Here is a 13,575-nt window from a genome sequence, read left to right as displayed (position 1 = left end):
TTGCTGTCGCCGATTCAACTTAGAATTCCGGCGGCAGGTCCTCGTCGGACATATAGCCCGTCACTTCCATTCCGACGCAGAACTCGATGATTTCAGGTTTGGTCCAGCGCATTTCAATTCCTCCGTTGCTTGGTTTGTGAGCTTTTTCATAAGGAATTTATAAGTATTAATCTTGGAAGATACCAAGATCATTACCAACAACACTATCCACGTCTTCCATCAATACCGCAAGTGAAAACGATTGGGTTTTGTGGCGCACCGTTTTTGAGGCACAAGGAATCATGGGGACCCGCCGGTGCGGATCCACTGCGTGCGACATCGTGGCAGCCGCTGCTCAGCGTCCGGACCGATTGCCTGCCATGTCGAGCATGAAGCCGCGGCCGCGAACCGTACCGATCAGCGGTCCGCCGACGCGGGTGATGTCGGCGAATTTGGTTCTGAGATAGCCGACATAGACATCGACGACGTTGAGCGAGACGCCTCCCTGCGTGGCCCAGAGGCGGTCGAAGATCTCGCCGCGCGAGACGGGATGGTTGGCGTTCTGCATGAGCAAGGCGAGCAATTCGGCCTCCCGCTGCGTCAGGCGCACATGCACGGTGCCGTAATGGGCCTGGCGCGTCTCGTGATCGAGCACGAGGCGTCCGACGATCAGGCGTTCATGTTCATCCGAAGTGCCGGACCGGTGCAGGAGGTGGGTGCGCAGCCGCGCCACCAATTCATCGAACTGGAAAGGCTTGACGATGTAGTCGTCGGCGCCGGCCGTGAGGCCGTCGACGCGATCCTGCACTTCGTCCTTGGCGCTGACGAACAGGATCGGTCCCGTATAGCCGGTCTCACGCAAGGCCCTGCAGACGTCGAGCCCCGAACCGTCGGGCAGGATCATGTCCAGCACCACCGCGCAGGGATTGATGTCCCGGGCCGTGTCGAGGGCCTGGTCCGCCCGCTCCACCGTGGTGACGTCGAATCCCTCCACCTTCAGGCCCCTGCTGAGCATCGAGCCAATGTCGGCATCATCTTCGACGAGCAATACATTCATGATGCAAATCCTGTGTGCGTATTCCCTTCGGCGGCTCGGGGCAGCGTGATCGCCACCCGCGTACCACGCTCGGTGTTTGGATCCGATGCTATAACGATGCTGCCGTGATGTCGCGTGATAACCCATTGGGCCAGGGCCAGACCGATGCCGAAGCTCGATGAGGCGCCGCCGTTGCGGCTGACGAAACGCTCGAACACCTGCTCCCGCGCCTCGGCGGGAATGCCGCAGCCATCGTCGCTGACGAAGATGCCGGCGGCGTCCGGGCTATCTTCCAGGCGGATCTCGATGCGCGTGGCGCCCTTGGCATGGCGGATGGCATTGTCGATCAACCCCTCGACCACCTGGCGGATCCAATCGCCGTCGGCGACGATGTCGCCAGGCGATTCGGGCAGGACCAGCGCAATTTCAAGCTGGTGGCGCCGGACCACGGGCGCGTAGCTCTCCACGGTGTCCACCAGCAGGCGCGCCAGGTCGATGCGGCGGAAATCGAGGGTGATCTCGCCGCTTTCCGAGCGCGCGACACGCAGCATGTCCTCGACGCGTCGATGCAGACGGAAGGCGCGCTGGCGGATGGTGGTGAAAGTCGTGCGGGTCTCCTCGGGGCTGATCGAAGGCGCGCGCAGGGCAATGTCGCATTCGCCCAGCACCACGGTGAGCGGGGTGCGCAGCTCATGGCTGACATCGGCAAAGAAGCGCCGGCGCGAACGGTCGATGCGGGCCAGCCTCTCATTGGCGGTAGTGAGGTCGGCCGTACGCTCGGCCACGATGCGTTCGAGCGCTGCCCTGTCCAGCGATAATTTATGTTCGCGCCTGGCCAGCGAGGCTGCCATGCGGTTGAAGCGGGCCACCAGCAGGCCGAGTTCGTCGCGCGCCCCGACGGCGAGCCTGATATCGAGCTTGCCGCGGCCGATGGCGATGGCGGCATCGTCGATGGCGCTGATTCGGCGCAGCAGCGGCCTGGTGATGCGCTGGTGCAGCAGGATCGCGATCAGGATGGCGAGGATCGCCGCGGCGATGGCGGCGATGGTCAGGCGCTGCGAGGTGCGGGCGATGTCCTCGCGCGCCAGCTTGACGGCCTGCCGTTCGGCCTCCACCAGGGCGGACAATCGCGGGCCGGCGCTGAGGCCGAAGCCGTTGAGGGCACCGCGGATGGTGTCGCCGCGCGCAGCTGTATCCGATTGCTCGAGCCCGGTGGCGATGGAGGCATCCAGACTGGCGATGTCCGCGCGCAGCAATGCCAGCATGCGCTCCGGCGTCTCGACGCGGCCTGGGATGGTTTCGCCCTGCCAGGGGTCGGCGCCGGCCGCCGTCAGCACGGTGTCGATCTGGCTCTTCAGGGCAGTCAGTCGCAGGCGGCTGGACGCTGCGGTCTGGGCACTGTCGATGGCGGCAAAGGCATAGTCGGTCAGGCGTCCGGAGGCCTCGGCCAGCAGGTCGAGCCGGCGCTGCGACACGGTGAGACGCTCGACCGCGAAATCGGAGGTCCGCACGGCGAACAGCAGGCCGGCCGCCGCCAGCAGGGTCAGCATGGCGGCACCGGCGATCAGAAAGGAGAGAGAGCCTCGAATCGATCCCATACCGCCACGAACCACAATTGTTCCGACCATTGTAGTCGGTTGACGATGCACACTTGCCCAGCTGAGGCGCCGTTGCAAGGCTGCGGCACGCCGGGCAAAGCGCCTTTGGACGGAAACGCTTGTTTCTCCGGCGTCCTGCTGGCGCGGCCTTAAGGGTCCTGCCGGGCGCCGCAAATCGCGAAACGCGGTTGGCAGTGCCCGTCTTCAGATGTCGGTCGACAGATCCCGCTTGGTGACGCAGCGCCAGTTGCGTATTTTCCATTGCCGGTGCGTAGACTGCCACTGGGCGATGGTTTCCTGGGCGTGCAACAAGCAGGCCATGCTGTCCCGCGTATCCATGGACCAGCTGATACGCTCCTCGCGGCAGGAGTCGGGCGCGCTCATCAGGCAGACGGTCAGGAGAATCCACATGAGGTGCCTCTTGCTGCAGCAAGCGATGTTAGCCTGTTCCCGTTTGCAGCTCCAATCAAGCTGTACTTGTGTGCTACCTCCCATGCGGTAGCCGGGCACCCCCGGAGTGCTGCCTGCCCGTTCATGCTGCGGGCATCAGGATCTCGCCCTTGCCGAGGGTGGCAAGGTCGCCGGCCAGGCGCTCGGCCTGCTGGGGGATGAGCTCGGCCGACCGGGGCCGGATATGCGCCACGGCGCGGCGAAGCAATTGGGCCACCACGAGGCGATGGCGGCCGGTGGGGACGAAGCTCGGCAGCAGGGTGCCATGCGCGGCTGCAATGATGGTACCGCGCCGCATGCCGTAGCCGGGATTGTCGCCGACTTCCTGGGCGATGATGGTGCCGGCGATCAGGCCCGAGCCAGCATAGTCGCCCGCCCGCCCGCCGATGAGGATCAGCCCTCGCCGCATGCGCTCGCCCAGCCTGTCGCCCGCGTCGCCCTCGATGACGAGGATCGCGCCATCGAGGCCGTGCATTGCGCCGTGGATGGCGCCGCCGGCACGTTCGTCCGCATCGCCAGCGATACGGACGAGCCCGCCCTTCGCCGCACTGGCCGCAAACGGACCGGCACTGCCGGTGACTTCGATCGTGCCGCCCCGCATCGCCTGGCCCAGCCGCTGGCCGACATCGCCGTCCACCACGAGGCGGCCCGATTCGAGCCCGGCGCCGATCAGGTCGAAGCGCGGGGAGCCGCCCTCGAAGCGGATGCTATCGCGATCGCCTGTTTCGACCGTGAAGATATCGGCCACCGCCACGCCGTGCCGGGAGGTACCGATCGGGAGTCTCTCGATGTCCGGAAGCGACAGGGCGCCGATGCGATGCGGCACCAGGCCCGAAAGGTCGAGGCGTTCGGGCGGGGCTTCGCGCAGGCGGAAAGTGAGGGCGCTCATGTCAGCAACTCGCGCAGATGAAAGTGATATTTGCCGAGCTTGCCGCCATAATTGCCGGCGGTGACACGCACCAGGCCATGCTGCGGTCCTGCTTCGACGGCTGCGTGGAGCCCCTCTCTCATCGAGGCGCGTACCGCGTCGGCCGAGAATCCGTCGATGACGATTTCGAGTACGGCTCCCACCTCGGGCGCCAGGGCCGAACGGGGGCGGCCCTTCAGCGTCGGGCAGTAGGGGTCGTTGGTCGAGGCGATCATGCCCTTGGTGCGTCCGCCGACCTTGGAGCCAGAGCGCACGATGCCACCGGGAAAGGGCAGGATCACATCGGGTACGGCCGCTGCGGCGCGGGCCGCGGCTTCGGCTACCGCCAAGGTGCCGGCCTGGTCGCGGCCGAGAAACAGCAGGTTGCCGCCACCCACCGCGCCCTCGACGAGGCCGGTGTCGTGCTCGCAGACGAATTCGCCGTCCATCACCGGCACGCGCCAATAGCGATGCCCTTCGATGCGTTTGGCCATCTCATAGCCGTCGCCGAAATAACGGATATTGGCGCCCAGCTTGAGACGCCGCTTGCCGCCGGAACCAGCATAGCAGGCCGACCCGGGGCTGGTCAGCACGCATTGGCCGACACGGCGCGCGAGCTGCTTGCCGAGCCCGTCGGCATCGAAGCCGAACAGCAGGACGCGCAAGCCCGGCCTTCCGTCCGGGGTTTCCTCCGGCGAGAGGGGCCGGTCGATGCCGGCCTCGACGCCACAGCCGATCACCGAGGTGGCAAAGCCCGTCAGGCTCGCCGCTGCGATCTCGGCCCAGCGGGGCGTGTCGGCCGTCAGCACGATCGCTGTGGCGGCCATGCCGAAGGCTTCGGCGAAGGTGTCGTCGATGGCGATGCCGTTGAGCATCAGGTCAGAGCTAGGCGTCAGATCAGACATGGCTCGACCTCGAAAACATCTCTTTCACCAAAGGCCTCGAGCGGCACGCTGAAACTTTCCAGGCCGGCCCCGAAGCGGTCTTCGAGATAGCGGTCGGCATGGCGCCTCATGGCCGGATCGAACTCCGGCGCCAGCGTCAGGGTGCGGCCGGCGCGCCACCCCAGCGGCTCGCCCTTGCGCACCACCGCCACGCCGTCCTTCAGGACCAGATCGGCCGAAGCGAACATCGCGGTGCGGTCGGCATCCTCGCGGTAGATGGCCACATCAGCGCGGGCGCCCGGCTTGAGATGGCCGCGGTCGGCCAGTCCGAGCAGTCGTGCCGGCGCGGCGCGGGTCATGATTGCGACTTCGGCCAGGGTATATTCGCGCTCGATCGCGGCAAGGCCGCTGCGCTCGCGTACGATGTCCGGCAGGCTCGCCAGAGTGCGATCCCGTTCCGCCTTGTCCATGAGCAGATGGATGAGGCGGGGATAGGCGGTGAACGGACCGCCATTGGGATGGTCGGTGGTGAGCAGCACCCGCCAGGGGTCCGGCGAGAGCAGGAAGAGTTCGAGGCCGATGGCAAATTGCAGCGCGTTGATGCCGGAGTTGCGGCGATAGCGGTAGGGCACGATGCCGCCGCCCTCCGCATCGCCGTCGACCAGGATCCATTTGCGTGGCCGGCCGGCCTTGCGGCTGGAGAATTGCCGGAGAATGTCGAGGGAGATCGTGCAGGTCTGGCCGAACACCACCTGGCCCACATCGAGGGTTGTGTTGGGATTCGCCGCCAGGGCCGCGCAGACCTCCGCCGCAGCCGAGACGATCCCGCCACTCTCGTGCCGGCCATAGCTGTAGAACTGGGCATGGGCGAAATGGACGGGGCGCCCCTCCGCCGCCTTGATGGTAGCGATCAGCGTATCGACGGCGCCGGGCAGGCCGAGATTGTTGCAATGAACGTGCAGGGGATGCGGCACGCCGATCGCCGTGGTCGCGTCGAGCAGGGCCGTGAGGATCTGGCGCGAGGTCAGGCCATAGCTCGGCACCTCGTCGTCGAGCCCGAAGGCGCGGACGTTCTGCTTGAAGGCCGCCGCCCCGCCGGCATTGATCACCTTCACGCCGAGCCCGCGCGAGGTTGCGAGCGTCAGGGCCGTCAGGTCGCGCACCGCCTGGGCACCCTCCTTGCGCCGGAGCAGGGAGAGCAGCTGGTCGTCATTGCCGAGCACGCTGAGCGCGCCGCGGTCGATGAGGGGAATGTCGTCGAGTTCGAGATGGGTCGCCAAGGCGGCGCTCGGCGCCAGTGCCGGCTCGATCACCGTCGTATAGCCCATGCGCGCATAGAGGCGGCCAGTCTCGAAGGCCGACCAGCGCGCGGTCGAGAAGGGCAGGGCCGGGTCGCCGGCAGTTTCGCTGACATGAAGTTCGGGCAGCAGCAGGCGCGCCAGGGTCACGTTGCCGCCGGCAATATGGGAATGGACGTCGACGCCGCCGGCCATCACCACGCAGCCGCGCGCGTCGATCACGGTATCGGCGACGGCCTGCACCGGCTTCTCGACGATGCGCTCGTCCTGGATCCACAGATCTGCCTTGCCGTCACGGCCGGAAACCGGATCGACGATGCGGCCGCCCGCAATGCGCGTCAGCATGATCCCTGTCCCTTCTCGCCGATTGTGGTTTGAATGGCCGCGAGGATCTCGGCCGCGCCGGTGTTTCGAGGGGCTGGGCCCGTCCCGATGGCTGCGAGCGTGCCGCGGCGCTCGTCGAAACAGACGGCCATACCGGCTTCGCCCGGAACAGCCACCTCGATCACGATGCCGGCCTGCGCTTCGTCTGGACGTCCGGAGAGGACGACGCCGGGAATACCGACCGGGGGCTTCTCGCCATGGGCTTGTGCGCAGAGCCATAGTGCCGCATCGGCTTCCTTGCTCGCGACCAGGCGGCGAGCATCGAAGCGCCAGGGATCGTGCTCGGGATAGCCGCGTCCCAGCCCGACACGTGGCGCATCGCCGGTCGTCCAGCTGCCGACCGCGAGGGCCAGCCGCGCCGCGGCCGGCACGCCGAGCGGCAGACTGGAAAAGCGGGTCTCGTCATTGAGGTCCTTGACCAGCCCCTGGAGCATGCCGACGGCTGGTTCGCCCAGTTCCCGGGGGTCATAAACGGCGACCCCGAAACGGGCCGCTTTGATCCTGCCGGCCAGATCGTTCAGCGCCACAGTTTCCGGGCGGGGCGACAACCGGCCAGTCGCGAGGGCGCGCAGCAGGCCCAGATGCGCGGCAAGGGTGTCCTGGTCGTCCTCCAGGTTGAGGACATTGCGCTCGGCCACGCCGGCCAGCGGGGCAGGGGCAGCCACGAGCTCAGCCAGCAAGGGATTGGTGCCGGCCTTGCGCCCGACCACCAAAAGGAGGTCCGCGCGCGCCCGTGCCTCGGCCCAGGTGGTGGTCATCGCGCCGCGGGCGGTGAGGGCGCCGAGATCGGCATAGAGCGCATCCGAGCCCTCGCAGTCGATCGCAGCGCCGATATGGAAGGCAAGCCGGTAGGCTGCGCGTACCGCTGCAACGTCGCCGGACAGCCCGCCGATCACGGGCAGGCGAGCCCGAGCCAGCATCCGCGCCGCAGCGGCTATGGCCTCGTGCTGATCAACCGGTTGGCCTTCGATCCAGGCGCGCATCCGTGAGCCGTCTCCTGCCTTTCATTTTCGCTATAGCTAACAACCACCTCAGCGTTCGGCCAAGTACCTCCGCGCTCTCTGGCAAATTTATAAGAATAATATGGATTATTTCTAAGAAATTGCTGCGTTGCCAACGATGTTTATTTGTTATGATATTTTCCTATTGGGGAGGCCGCGCCGATGTATCAGCAGAAGGGAACGACCTTACCCGGATTTGAGTCCGCTTCCGCGACAAATCCCGCTTCGATCCGCGTGAGTGCGAGTGCGCGCCTGCATCTCGGTTTTCTCGATCTTCATGGTGGGCTCGGTCGCCGTTTCGGCAGCCTCGGCCTCGCGGTGAGCAGCCCCGCCGTCGATCTCGTCGTATCGGATGCGGAGCGTTTGATCGCCGAGGGAGAGGAGGCCGAACGCGTGCTGCGCTATGCGGAAGCGGCGGCGCACCATCTCCAGGTCGAGCCGCGCGGCCATTTTCGGTTGCGGCGCAGCATCATACCCCATGCCGGCCTCGGCTCAGGGACGCAGATCGCCCTGGCGGTGGCGGCGGGCCTTGCCAGACTGCGGGGTCGGCCCTTTCAGGCGCGCGACGCCGCGGAAGCACTCGACAGGGGCAATCGTTCTTCCGCCGGCCTGGCCGCATTCGAAAAGGGCGGCCTGGTTCTCGACGGCGGACGCGGCGAGGACGATCGGGCGCCCCCGATTCTTGCCCGCTTGCCCTTTCCGGAGGATTGGCGAGTGCTGTTGGTCTTCGACACCTCTTCCCATGGCCTGCATGGCGAGGCCGAGGTCAGTGCCTTCCGGCAGTTGCCGCCCTTTCCCGAGGCCGCCGCCGCCCATCTCTGCCGTCTTGCCTTGATGCGCATCCTGCCGGCCGCGGCCGGCAGGGATGTCGAGGCTTTCGGGGCCGGCGTGGCCGAGCTACAGCGCGTGGTGGGGGATCATTTCGCGTCGGCGCAGGGCGGCCGCTTCACCAGTCCGATCGTCACCAAGGTGCTGGCCGCCTGCGAGCAGCGGGGCTTTGGCGGCATCGGGCAAAGTTCCTGGGGCCCCACCGGTTTCGTCATTATCGGTTCCGACAGCGAGGCACGCCGGCTGGTTGCCGAGCTGAAGGCCGACGGATTGCCACCCGGCATCCGCCTCGAGATCGTGCGCGGACGCAATCAGGGCGCCCAGGTGCGGATCAACCGTGACCATGCGCTCAAGAGGAGGCTCGCGTTCTGATGGCCCGATCGATCCTGCATATGCTCTCGCCGCTCAAGCATATGAGTCCCTTTGACGTCAACATGGCGGTCGATGCTGGCTTCGACGTCGTCATTCCCTATACGGGCGTGACGCTGGAGGAAATCCGGCCGCTCGTGCAGGACGCGATCTTCTCGCGCGCGCCGGGCGATGGCAGCCGCACCTCGATCTTCATCGGCGGCAAGAATGGCGGCCTTGCGCTCGATATGCTCGATGCCGCGCAGAAGGCCTTCGTGCCGCCTTTCGCCCTCAACCTGTTCACCGATCCGGCCGGCTCCTTCACCACCGGCGCGGCCATGGTCGCCAAGGTCAAGGCCGTGCTGAGGGACAAGCATGGCGGCGAACTGGCAGGCCGCAAGGTCGTGATCTTCGGCGGGACCGGTGTCGTCGCCTATTGCGCCGCCGTGCTGGTGGCGCTCGAGGGCGGCCAGGCCGTGCTGGCGGGCCATGACGGCACCAAGCGAGTGAGCGACATTGCGGCCGGCATCAAGCAGCGCTTCGGCGTCGATGTCGGTTATGCCGATGGCAGCACGCCCGAGGCCCGGCGGGCGGCGGTCGCCGGTGCCGAAATCGTCCTGTCCAGCGGGCCCGCCGGTGTGAACATTCTTTCCGCGGCCGACCTCGAGTCCGTGCCGGGCCTGCTGGTCGCCGCCGATGTCAACGCCGTCCCGCCGGCGGGGGTGGAAGGGGTCGGCGTGATGGCCAATGGCGAGCCCTTCGGGAATGGCAAGGCGCTGGGCGTCGGCGCACTCGCGATCGGAAACGTCAAATACAAGACCGAACTCGGCCTGTTCCGTCGCCTCCTGGCGACCGACAAGCCGATCAGCCTGGATTTTCGCGATGCGTACAAGCTTGCCCTCGAGATCGCAGGGTGAGGGCGCCTGCGTCCTGATCGCCGCCCAGTCCGGTCGCGCTCTCGCCGCTGCCGCCCGCCGCGCGGGCTACAGGCCGTTGGTCGTGGACCTCTTCGGTGACAGCGATACCCGAGCGCTGGCCGCGGGCTATCGCCAGGTCAGGGGTCGGTTCGGCGTGGGTGTCGCCGGCCTTGCCGTCCTCGATGCGCTGGATGAATTGGCTCTTGCCAGTGCCCAGCTGCCTCTCGGCGTCGTTCTCGGCAGCGGTTTTGAAGCCAGTCCCGCTTTGATCCAGGCCATCGACGAGCGCTTCGGCCTGATCGGTGCCAGTGCCGACACGGTGGCCAGCCTGAAGGATCCGATGGGCTTTGCACGCCTGCTGGCGGAACTTGGCATCGGCCACCCGCAGGTCCGGCTGGAGCCGGTCGCCTTGTCCTCGGGCTGGCTGGCCAAGCGTCGCGGTAGCTCGGGCGGGGGCCATATCCGCAAGGCCCGCTCCAACAGGCTGGCGCCTGGGCGCTATCTGCAGCGGGCGGTCGAGGGAGAGCCGGTTTCCGTCGCCTTCCTCGCCGATGGCCGCCGGGCTCAGGTGATCGCCCGCACACGTCAATGGGTTTCGCCCGGCCGGGGTGCCGCGTGGCGCTATGGCGGCGCCATCGAGCCGGGCGGGCCGCCCGCGATCGATCCCGAGATCGAGATGGCGATCGGCCGGATCGTGGCGGCCACCCGGTTGCGAGGCCTCGCCAGCGCCGACCTGATGGTGGCGCCGGATCGCTGGTGGCTGCTGGAGATCAATCCGCGGCCTGGCGCCACCCTCGATTGCCTCGACCGGCGGCGGACGCCGCTCTTCGAGCGCCATTGCCGCGCGAGCAGGGGCGAACTCGGCGAGGTCGAAGCTCCTCCCCAGGAGGCCGCCGGGAGCATGATCGTCTATGCCCGGCGCCGTATCGCCAGGGTGCCGGAGATCGCATGGCCGGCTTTCGTGGCGGACAGGCCGGAGCGCGGCAGCGCGATCGAGGCCGGGGCGCCGGTCTGCACCGTCGCCGCCACAGGCACGGCAACCGCCGAGGTTCGACGCCTGCTCGACTTGCGTGGCGCGGACATCATCCGTCTCGTTCAAGAGGAGAGAGTTCCGGCGTGACGATTTTCCTGCAGCCCCCGAGCGTCAATGCCCTGGCCAGACCGTTGGTCGACAGCCTCGTCGCCGATGCCGCGGGCCTGCGGCTCACCGTCAGCGCGGGCCCGGGCGGGTGCCGCTTCATCGATGCCGGCGCCGGTGTTCCCGGCTCCATCGAGGCGGGCCGCCGGCTTGCCGAGATCTGCCTGGCGGGCCTCGGCCGCGTATCGATCGCGCCCACCGGGCCGGTGGAGCGCTGGCCCTTCTCCGTCAATGTGCAGACGACCAATCCCGTCCTGGCTTGTCTCGGCTGCCAATATGCCGGCTGGAGCCTACGCGCCGGGAGCGGCAAGGAAGCCTATTTCGCGCTTGGCTCAGGGCCGGGGCGCGCTGCCGCGCGGGTGGAACCTCTCTTCGTCGAACTGGGCTATAGTGACGATGCCGACAGCGCCGTCCTGATCCTGGAAACCGCCTCGCCGCCGCCTGAGGCCGTGGTGCGCAACGTCGCGGAGGCGACGCGGCTGGCACCCGAAGCCCTCACTTTCATCTATGCGCCGACCCAGAGCCTGGCGGGGGCCACCCAGGTCGTCAGCCGCGTGCTCGAAGTCGCGCTGCACAAGGCGCACAGCCTCGGCTTTCCGCTTGCCGACATCGTCGATGGCCTGGGCACGGCACCGCTGGCGCCGCCCACCCCGGATTTCGTACGGGCCATGGGCCGCACCAATGATGCGATCATCTATGGCGGGCGTGTCCATTTGTTCGTGGCCGGCACCGCCCAAGCCGCCAAATCGCTGGCCGAGGCCCTGCCGAGCCCCACGTCCCGCGACCACGGCAAGCCCTTCGCCGAGATTTTCAGCCGTTTCAAAGGAGATTTCTATGCCATCGATCCGCATCTGTTCAGCCCGGCGGAGGTCATCGTCACCGCTCTCGAGAACGGCGAGACCTTCCGCGGCGGCCATCTGATGCCGGACCTGGTGGATGCCTCCTTCTCGTAGCATCGAACGCTGAGCTCACAGGACCCCAACCTCGCAGGAACTCTTGGTAGGACATCTCGAATTGAACCCGCTCGAACACCCTGTGGGACGCCGATTGCGTATCGGCCTCGCAGCCGACAATGGCGAATGGCATCGTGGGCGCCTGCTTGGCGCCCTGCGCGCCTGCGGCGTCGAGCCGGTGCTGTTTTCCCTGGCTGATGTGGCCATGGTCACGGGCGGGGGCGAGCCCCTGCGCATACCCGGCTTCGAGGGAGAATTGCCGGATGGAGTGCTGCTGCGCACCATATCGGGCGGAACCTTCGAGGCGACCACCCTGCGGCTCGGCGTGCTGCATGCCCTGGTCGCGGCTGATGTGGTGGTGTGGAACGACCCGCGGGCCATCGAGCGTTGCGTCGACAAATCGATGACCAGCCTGCTGATCGCCAGGGCCGGCCTGCCGACGCCGGATACCTTCGTGGTGTCGAGCCGGGAGGCGGCGGTGGACATCGTGCGGCGCGAGGCCAGGCCGGGCGTGCCGTTGGTCCTCAAGCCCCTGTTCGGCTCGCAAGGCGAGGGCCTGCGCCTGATCGGCGTGCCGGACGATCTCCCGCAGCCCGAGGACGTGGCGCGGGTGTATTATCTGCAGCGTTTCGTGCGCCGGAACGTCGAGGGCTGGCGGGACTACCGCGTCTTCGTCTGCGACGGCCGCGTGGTGGCCGCCATGGCGCGCGAGGGCGATGGCTGGATCACCAATGTCCATCAGGGTGGGCGCCCGTCGCGCTGGCAGATGCCGGAGGAAGCCGAGAATCTTGCCTTGAGGGCGGCGCAGGCGGTCGATGTATCCTATTGCGGGGTCGACCTCATCGAGGATGATCGCGGCCGCTTCCTGCTCCTTGAGGTCAACAGCATGCCGTCCTGGTCCGGCCTGCAGAGCATCGTTGACGCCGATATCAGCGAGGCCGTCGTCCGCGCCTTCCTGAAGGCGGTCTATGCCGCCCACCGTCCAGCCATGGTGGCGGTATCATGAACTATCATCCTCCCAGCCTCGATCTTGCCGGCACCTATCGGGACGCCTGCCTTGCCGAACTCCGGGCCCTGAAGCCTGGCAATGTGCATGTCTTCGCGGATGTCGGCGAGACCAAGGTCGCCGATTTCGAGGCGAGCGCCGTCGCCTCTGCACCCTGGATCGGCCAACCGCGCGCCAGCGTCGGGGCGCGTATCCTCGGTGCCATCAGGGCGACGCGCGAGGCCATAGGCTGGAACACCAATCTCGGCATCGTGCTGCTTTGTGCGCCGCTTGCTGCGGCCGCCGAGGCGGGAGGAGACTTGCGTGCGGCGCTTGCATCGATCCTGTCGGGACTCGACAGGATCGATGCGCGCGATGCTTTCGAGGCGATCCGCCTGGCCTCGCCGGGCGGGCTGGGAAGCGCCGATCGCCACGATGTCCACGAAGCGCCGACCGTTACCTTGCGCGAAGCGATGGCTGAGGCGGCGGCGCGCGATCGCATTGCCCGCGCCTATCTCACCGATTTCGAGGATGTCTTCGAGACGGGCCTGCCGGCGCTCCGGCAGGCGCAAGGGGGCGGCCTCGATGAGCCCTGGTGCACGACATCAGTGCATATGGCCTTCCTGTCGCGTTTTGCCGACACGCATATCGAGCGCCGCCGCGGCCGCGAGCAGGCCGAAGCCGTTCGGGCGCGCGCAGCCGAAATCATCGGGGCGGGTCCACCAGGCCCCGCCTCGCTCGCAACCTTGCTGGCATTCGATGCCGAACTGAAGAAAGGAGATCTCAACCCCGGAACTTCCGCCGACTTCACCGTGGCGACATTGTTTGCCGCCGCGATCATACGCTCTCCGGCAACCGGCAGCTGAACG

The 13,575-nt window shown here is 67.2% G+C and carries 14 protein-coding genes; 6 read left to right on the top strand and 8 right to left on the bottom strand.

Going from position 1 to position 13,575, the window contains the following annotated elements:
• Positions 1 to 19: 19 nt before the first annotated feature.
• From pqqA to BA190_RS15480, 8 genes are all read right to left on the bottom strand, one after another.
• Positions 20 to 112, bottom strand: a complete 93-nt coding sequence (pqqA, locus tag BA190_RS15515; RefSeq protein ID WP_068288997.1) for a pyrroloquinoline quinone precursor peptide PqqA — start codon at positions 110 to 112, stop codon at positions 20 to 22.
• Between the two features lie 222 nt (positions 113 to 334).
• Positions 335 to 1,036, bottom strand: coding sequence for a response regulator transcription factor (locus BA190_RS15510; RefSeq protein WP_068288994.1), 702 nt, complete (start codon positions 1,034 to 1,036; stop codon positions 335 to 337).
• Positions 1,033 to 2,613 carry an ATP-binding protein gene (locus tag BA190_RS15505; protein ID WP_068288991.1) on the bottom strand — a complete coding sequence of 527 codons (1,581 nt, stop codon included), beginning with the start codon at positions 2,611 to 2,613 and terminating at the stop codon, positions 1,033 to 1,035. The genes BA190_RS15510 and BA190_RS15505 overlap by 4 nt, the downstream gene beginning before the upstream one ends.
• Before the next feature lie 204 nt (positions 2,614 to 2,817).
• Positions 2,818 to 3,024, bottom strand: a complete 207-nt coding sequence (locus BA190_RS15500) for a hypothetical protein (protein ID WP_068288989.1) — start codon at positions 3,022 to 3,024, stop codon at positions 2,818 to 2,820.
• A 121-nt stretch (positions 3,025 to 3,145) separates the two neighbouring features.
• The gene (locus BA190_RS15495; RefSeq protein ID WP_068288987.1) at positions 3,146 to 3,952 is read right to left on the bottom strand and encodes a formylmethanofuran dehydrogenase subunit C; all 807 of its coding nucleotides are present in this window, start codon (positions 3,950 to 3,952) and stop codon (positions 3,146 to 3,148) included.
• Positions 3,949 to 4,875: a formylmethanofuran--tetrahydromethanopterin N-formyltransferase gene (gene fhcD, locus BA190_RS15490; protein ID WP_068289446.1), complete on the bottom strand. Its 927-nt coding sequence runs from the start codon at positions 4,873 to 4,875 to the stop codon at positions 3,949 to 3,951. Before fhcD ends, BA190_RS15495 begins: the two co-directional genes overlap by 4 nt.
• On the bottom strand, positions 4,863 to 6,497 hold the full coding sequence (locus tag BA190_RS15485; protein ID WP_068288985.1) for a formylmethanofuran dehydrogenase subunit A: 1,635 nt from the start codon (positions 6,495 to 6,497) through the stop codon (positions 4,863 to 4,865). Before BA190_RS15485 ends, fhcD begins: the two co-directional genes overlap by 13 nt.
• Positions 6,491 to 7,519 (bottom strand): hypothetical protein, encoded by a 1,029-nt coding sequence (locus BA190_RS15480; protein ID WP_068288983.1) that lies wholly within the window; start codon positions 7,517 to 7,519, stop codon positions 6,491 to 6,493. Before BA190_RS15480 ends, BA190_RS15485 begins: the two co-directional genes overlap by 7 nt.
• 180 nt (positions 7,520 to 7,699) lie before the next feature.
• Between BA190_RS15480 and BA190_RS15475 the strand changes: the two genes are divergently transcribed.
• The 6 genes from BA190_RS15475 to BA190_RS15450 all read left to right on the top strand — a co-directional run bounded on the left by BA190_RS15475 (position 7,700) and on the right by BA190_RS15450 (position 13,572).
• Entirely contained in the window at positions 7,700 to 8,737 is a 1,038-nt protein-coding gene (locus BA190_RS15475; protein WP_082979763.1) for a beta-ribofuranosylaminobenzene 5'-phosphate synthase family protein, read from the top strand.
• The gene (locus tag BA190_RS15470) at positions 8,737 to 9,630 is read left to right on the top strand and encodes an NAD(P)-dependent methylenetetrahydromethanopterin dehydrogenase (protein WP_068288981.1); all 894 of its coding nucleotides are present in this window, start codon (positions 8,737 to 8,739) and stop codon (positions 9,628 to 9,630) included. Before BA190_RS15475 ends, BA190_RS15470 begins: the two co-directional genes overlap by 1 nt.
• A complete protein-coding gene (locus BA190_RS36840) occupies positions 9,596 to 10,750 on the top strand; it encodes an ATP-grasp domain-containing protein (RefSeq protein WP_068288979.1) in 1,155 nt (384 codons plus the stop codon). The genes BA190_RS15470 and BA190_RS36840 overlap by 35 nt, the downstream gene beginning before the upstream one ends.
• Positions 10,747 to 11,721, top strand: coding sequence for a methenyltetrahydromethanopterin cyclohydrolase (gene mch / locus BA190_RS15460; protein ID WP_068288976.1), 975 nt, complete (start codon positions 10,747 to 10,749; stop codon positions 11,719 to 11,721). Before BA190_RS36840 ends, mch begins: the two co-directional genes overlap by 4 nt.
• Positions 11,722 to 11,815: 94 nt before the next feature.
• The gene (locus tag BA190_RS15455) at positions 11,816 to 12,727 is read left to right on the top strand and encodes a RimK family alpha-L-glutamate ligase (protein WP_068288974.1); all 912 of its coding nucleotides are present in this window, start codon (positions 11,816 to 11,818) and stop codon (positions 12,725 to 12,727) included.
• On the top strand, positions 12,724 to 13,572 hold the full coding sequence (locus BA190_RS15450) for a triphosphoribosyl-dephospho-CoA synthase (protein ID WP_068288971.1): 849 nt from the start codon (positions 12,724 to 12,726) through the stop codon (positions 13,570 to 13,572). The genes BA190_RS15455 and BA190_RS15450 overlap by 4 nt, the downstream gene beginning before the upstream one ends.
• The last annotated feature ends 3 nt before the right edge of the window (positions 13,573 to 13,575 follow it).

It is taken from the genome of Labrys sp. WJW, from assembly GCF_001676615.1.
GTDB classification, from domain to species: domain Bacteria; phylum Pseudomonadota; class Alphaproteobacteria; order Rhizobiales; family Labraceae; genus Labrys; species Labrys sedimenti.
The sequence above is the reverse complement of the archived record's forward strand: the minus strand, read 5'-3'. Positions and strand labels throughout refer to the sequence as shown.

Coding starts and splice junctions, on each gene's coding strand:
- BA190_RS15475 (WP_082979763.1), top strand. CDS start 7,700: ATGTATCAGCAGAAGGGAACGACCTTACCCGGATTTGAGTCCGCTTCC.
- BA190_RS36840 (WP_068288979.1), top strand. CDS start 9,596: ATGCGTACAAGCTTGCCCTCGAGATCGCAGGGTGAGGGCGCCTGCGTC.
- BA190_RS15510 (WP_068288994.1), bottom strand. CDS start 1,036: ATGAATGTATTGCTCGTCGAAGATGATGCCGACATTGGCTCGATGCTC.
- BA190_RS15505 (WP_068288991.1), bottom strand. CDS start 2,613: ATGGGATCGATTCGAGGCTCTCTCTCCTTTCTGATCGCCGGTGCCGCC.
- BA190_RS15495 (WP_068288987.1), bottom strand. CDS start 3,952: ATGAGCGCCCTCACTTTCCGCCTGCGCGAAGCCCCGCCCGAACGCCTC.
- BA190_RS15485 (WP_068288985.1), bottom strand. CDS start 6,497: ATGCTGACGCGCATTGCGGGCGGCCGCATCGTCGATCCGGTTTCCGGC.
- pqqA (WP_068288997.1), bottom strand. CDS start 112: ATGCGCTGGACCAAACCTGAAATCATCGAGTTCTGCGTCGGAATGGAA.
- BA190_RS15470 (WP_068288981.1), top strand. CDS start 8,737: ATGGCCCGATCGATCCTGCATATGCTCTCGCCGCTCAAGCATATGAGT.
- fhcD (WP_068289446.1), bottom strand. CDS start 4,875: ATGTCTGATCTGACGCCTAGCTCTGACCTGATGCTCAACGGCATCGCC.
- BA190_RS15500 (WP_068288989.1), bottom strand. CDS start 3,024: ATGTGGATTCTCCTGACCGTCTGCCTGATGAGCGCGCCCGACTCCTGC.
- BA190_RS15480 (WP_068288983.1), bottom strand. CDS start 7,519: ATGCGCGCCTGGATCGAAGGCCAACCGGTTGATCAGCACGAGGCCATA.
- BA190_RS15450 (WP_068288971.1), top strand. CDS start 12,724: ATGAACTATCATCCTCCCAGCCTCGATCTTGCCGGCACCTATCGGGAC.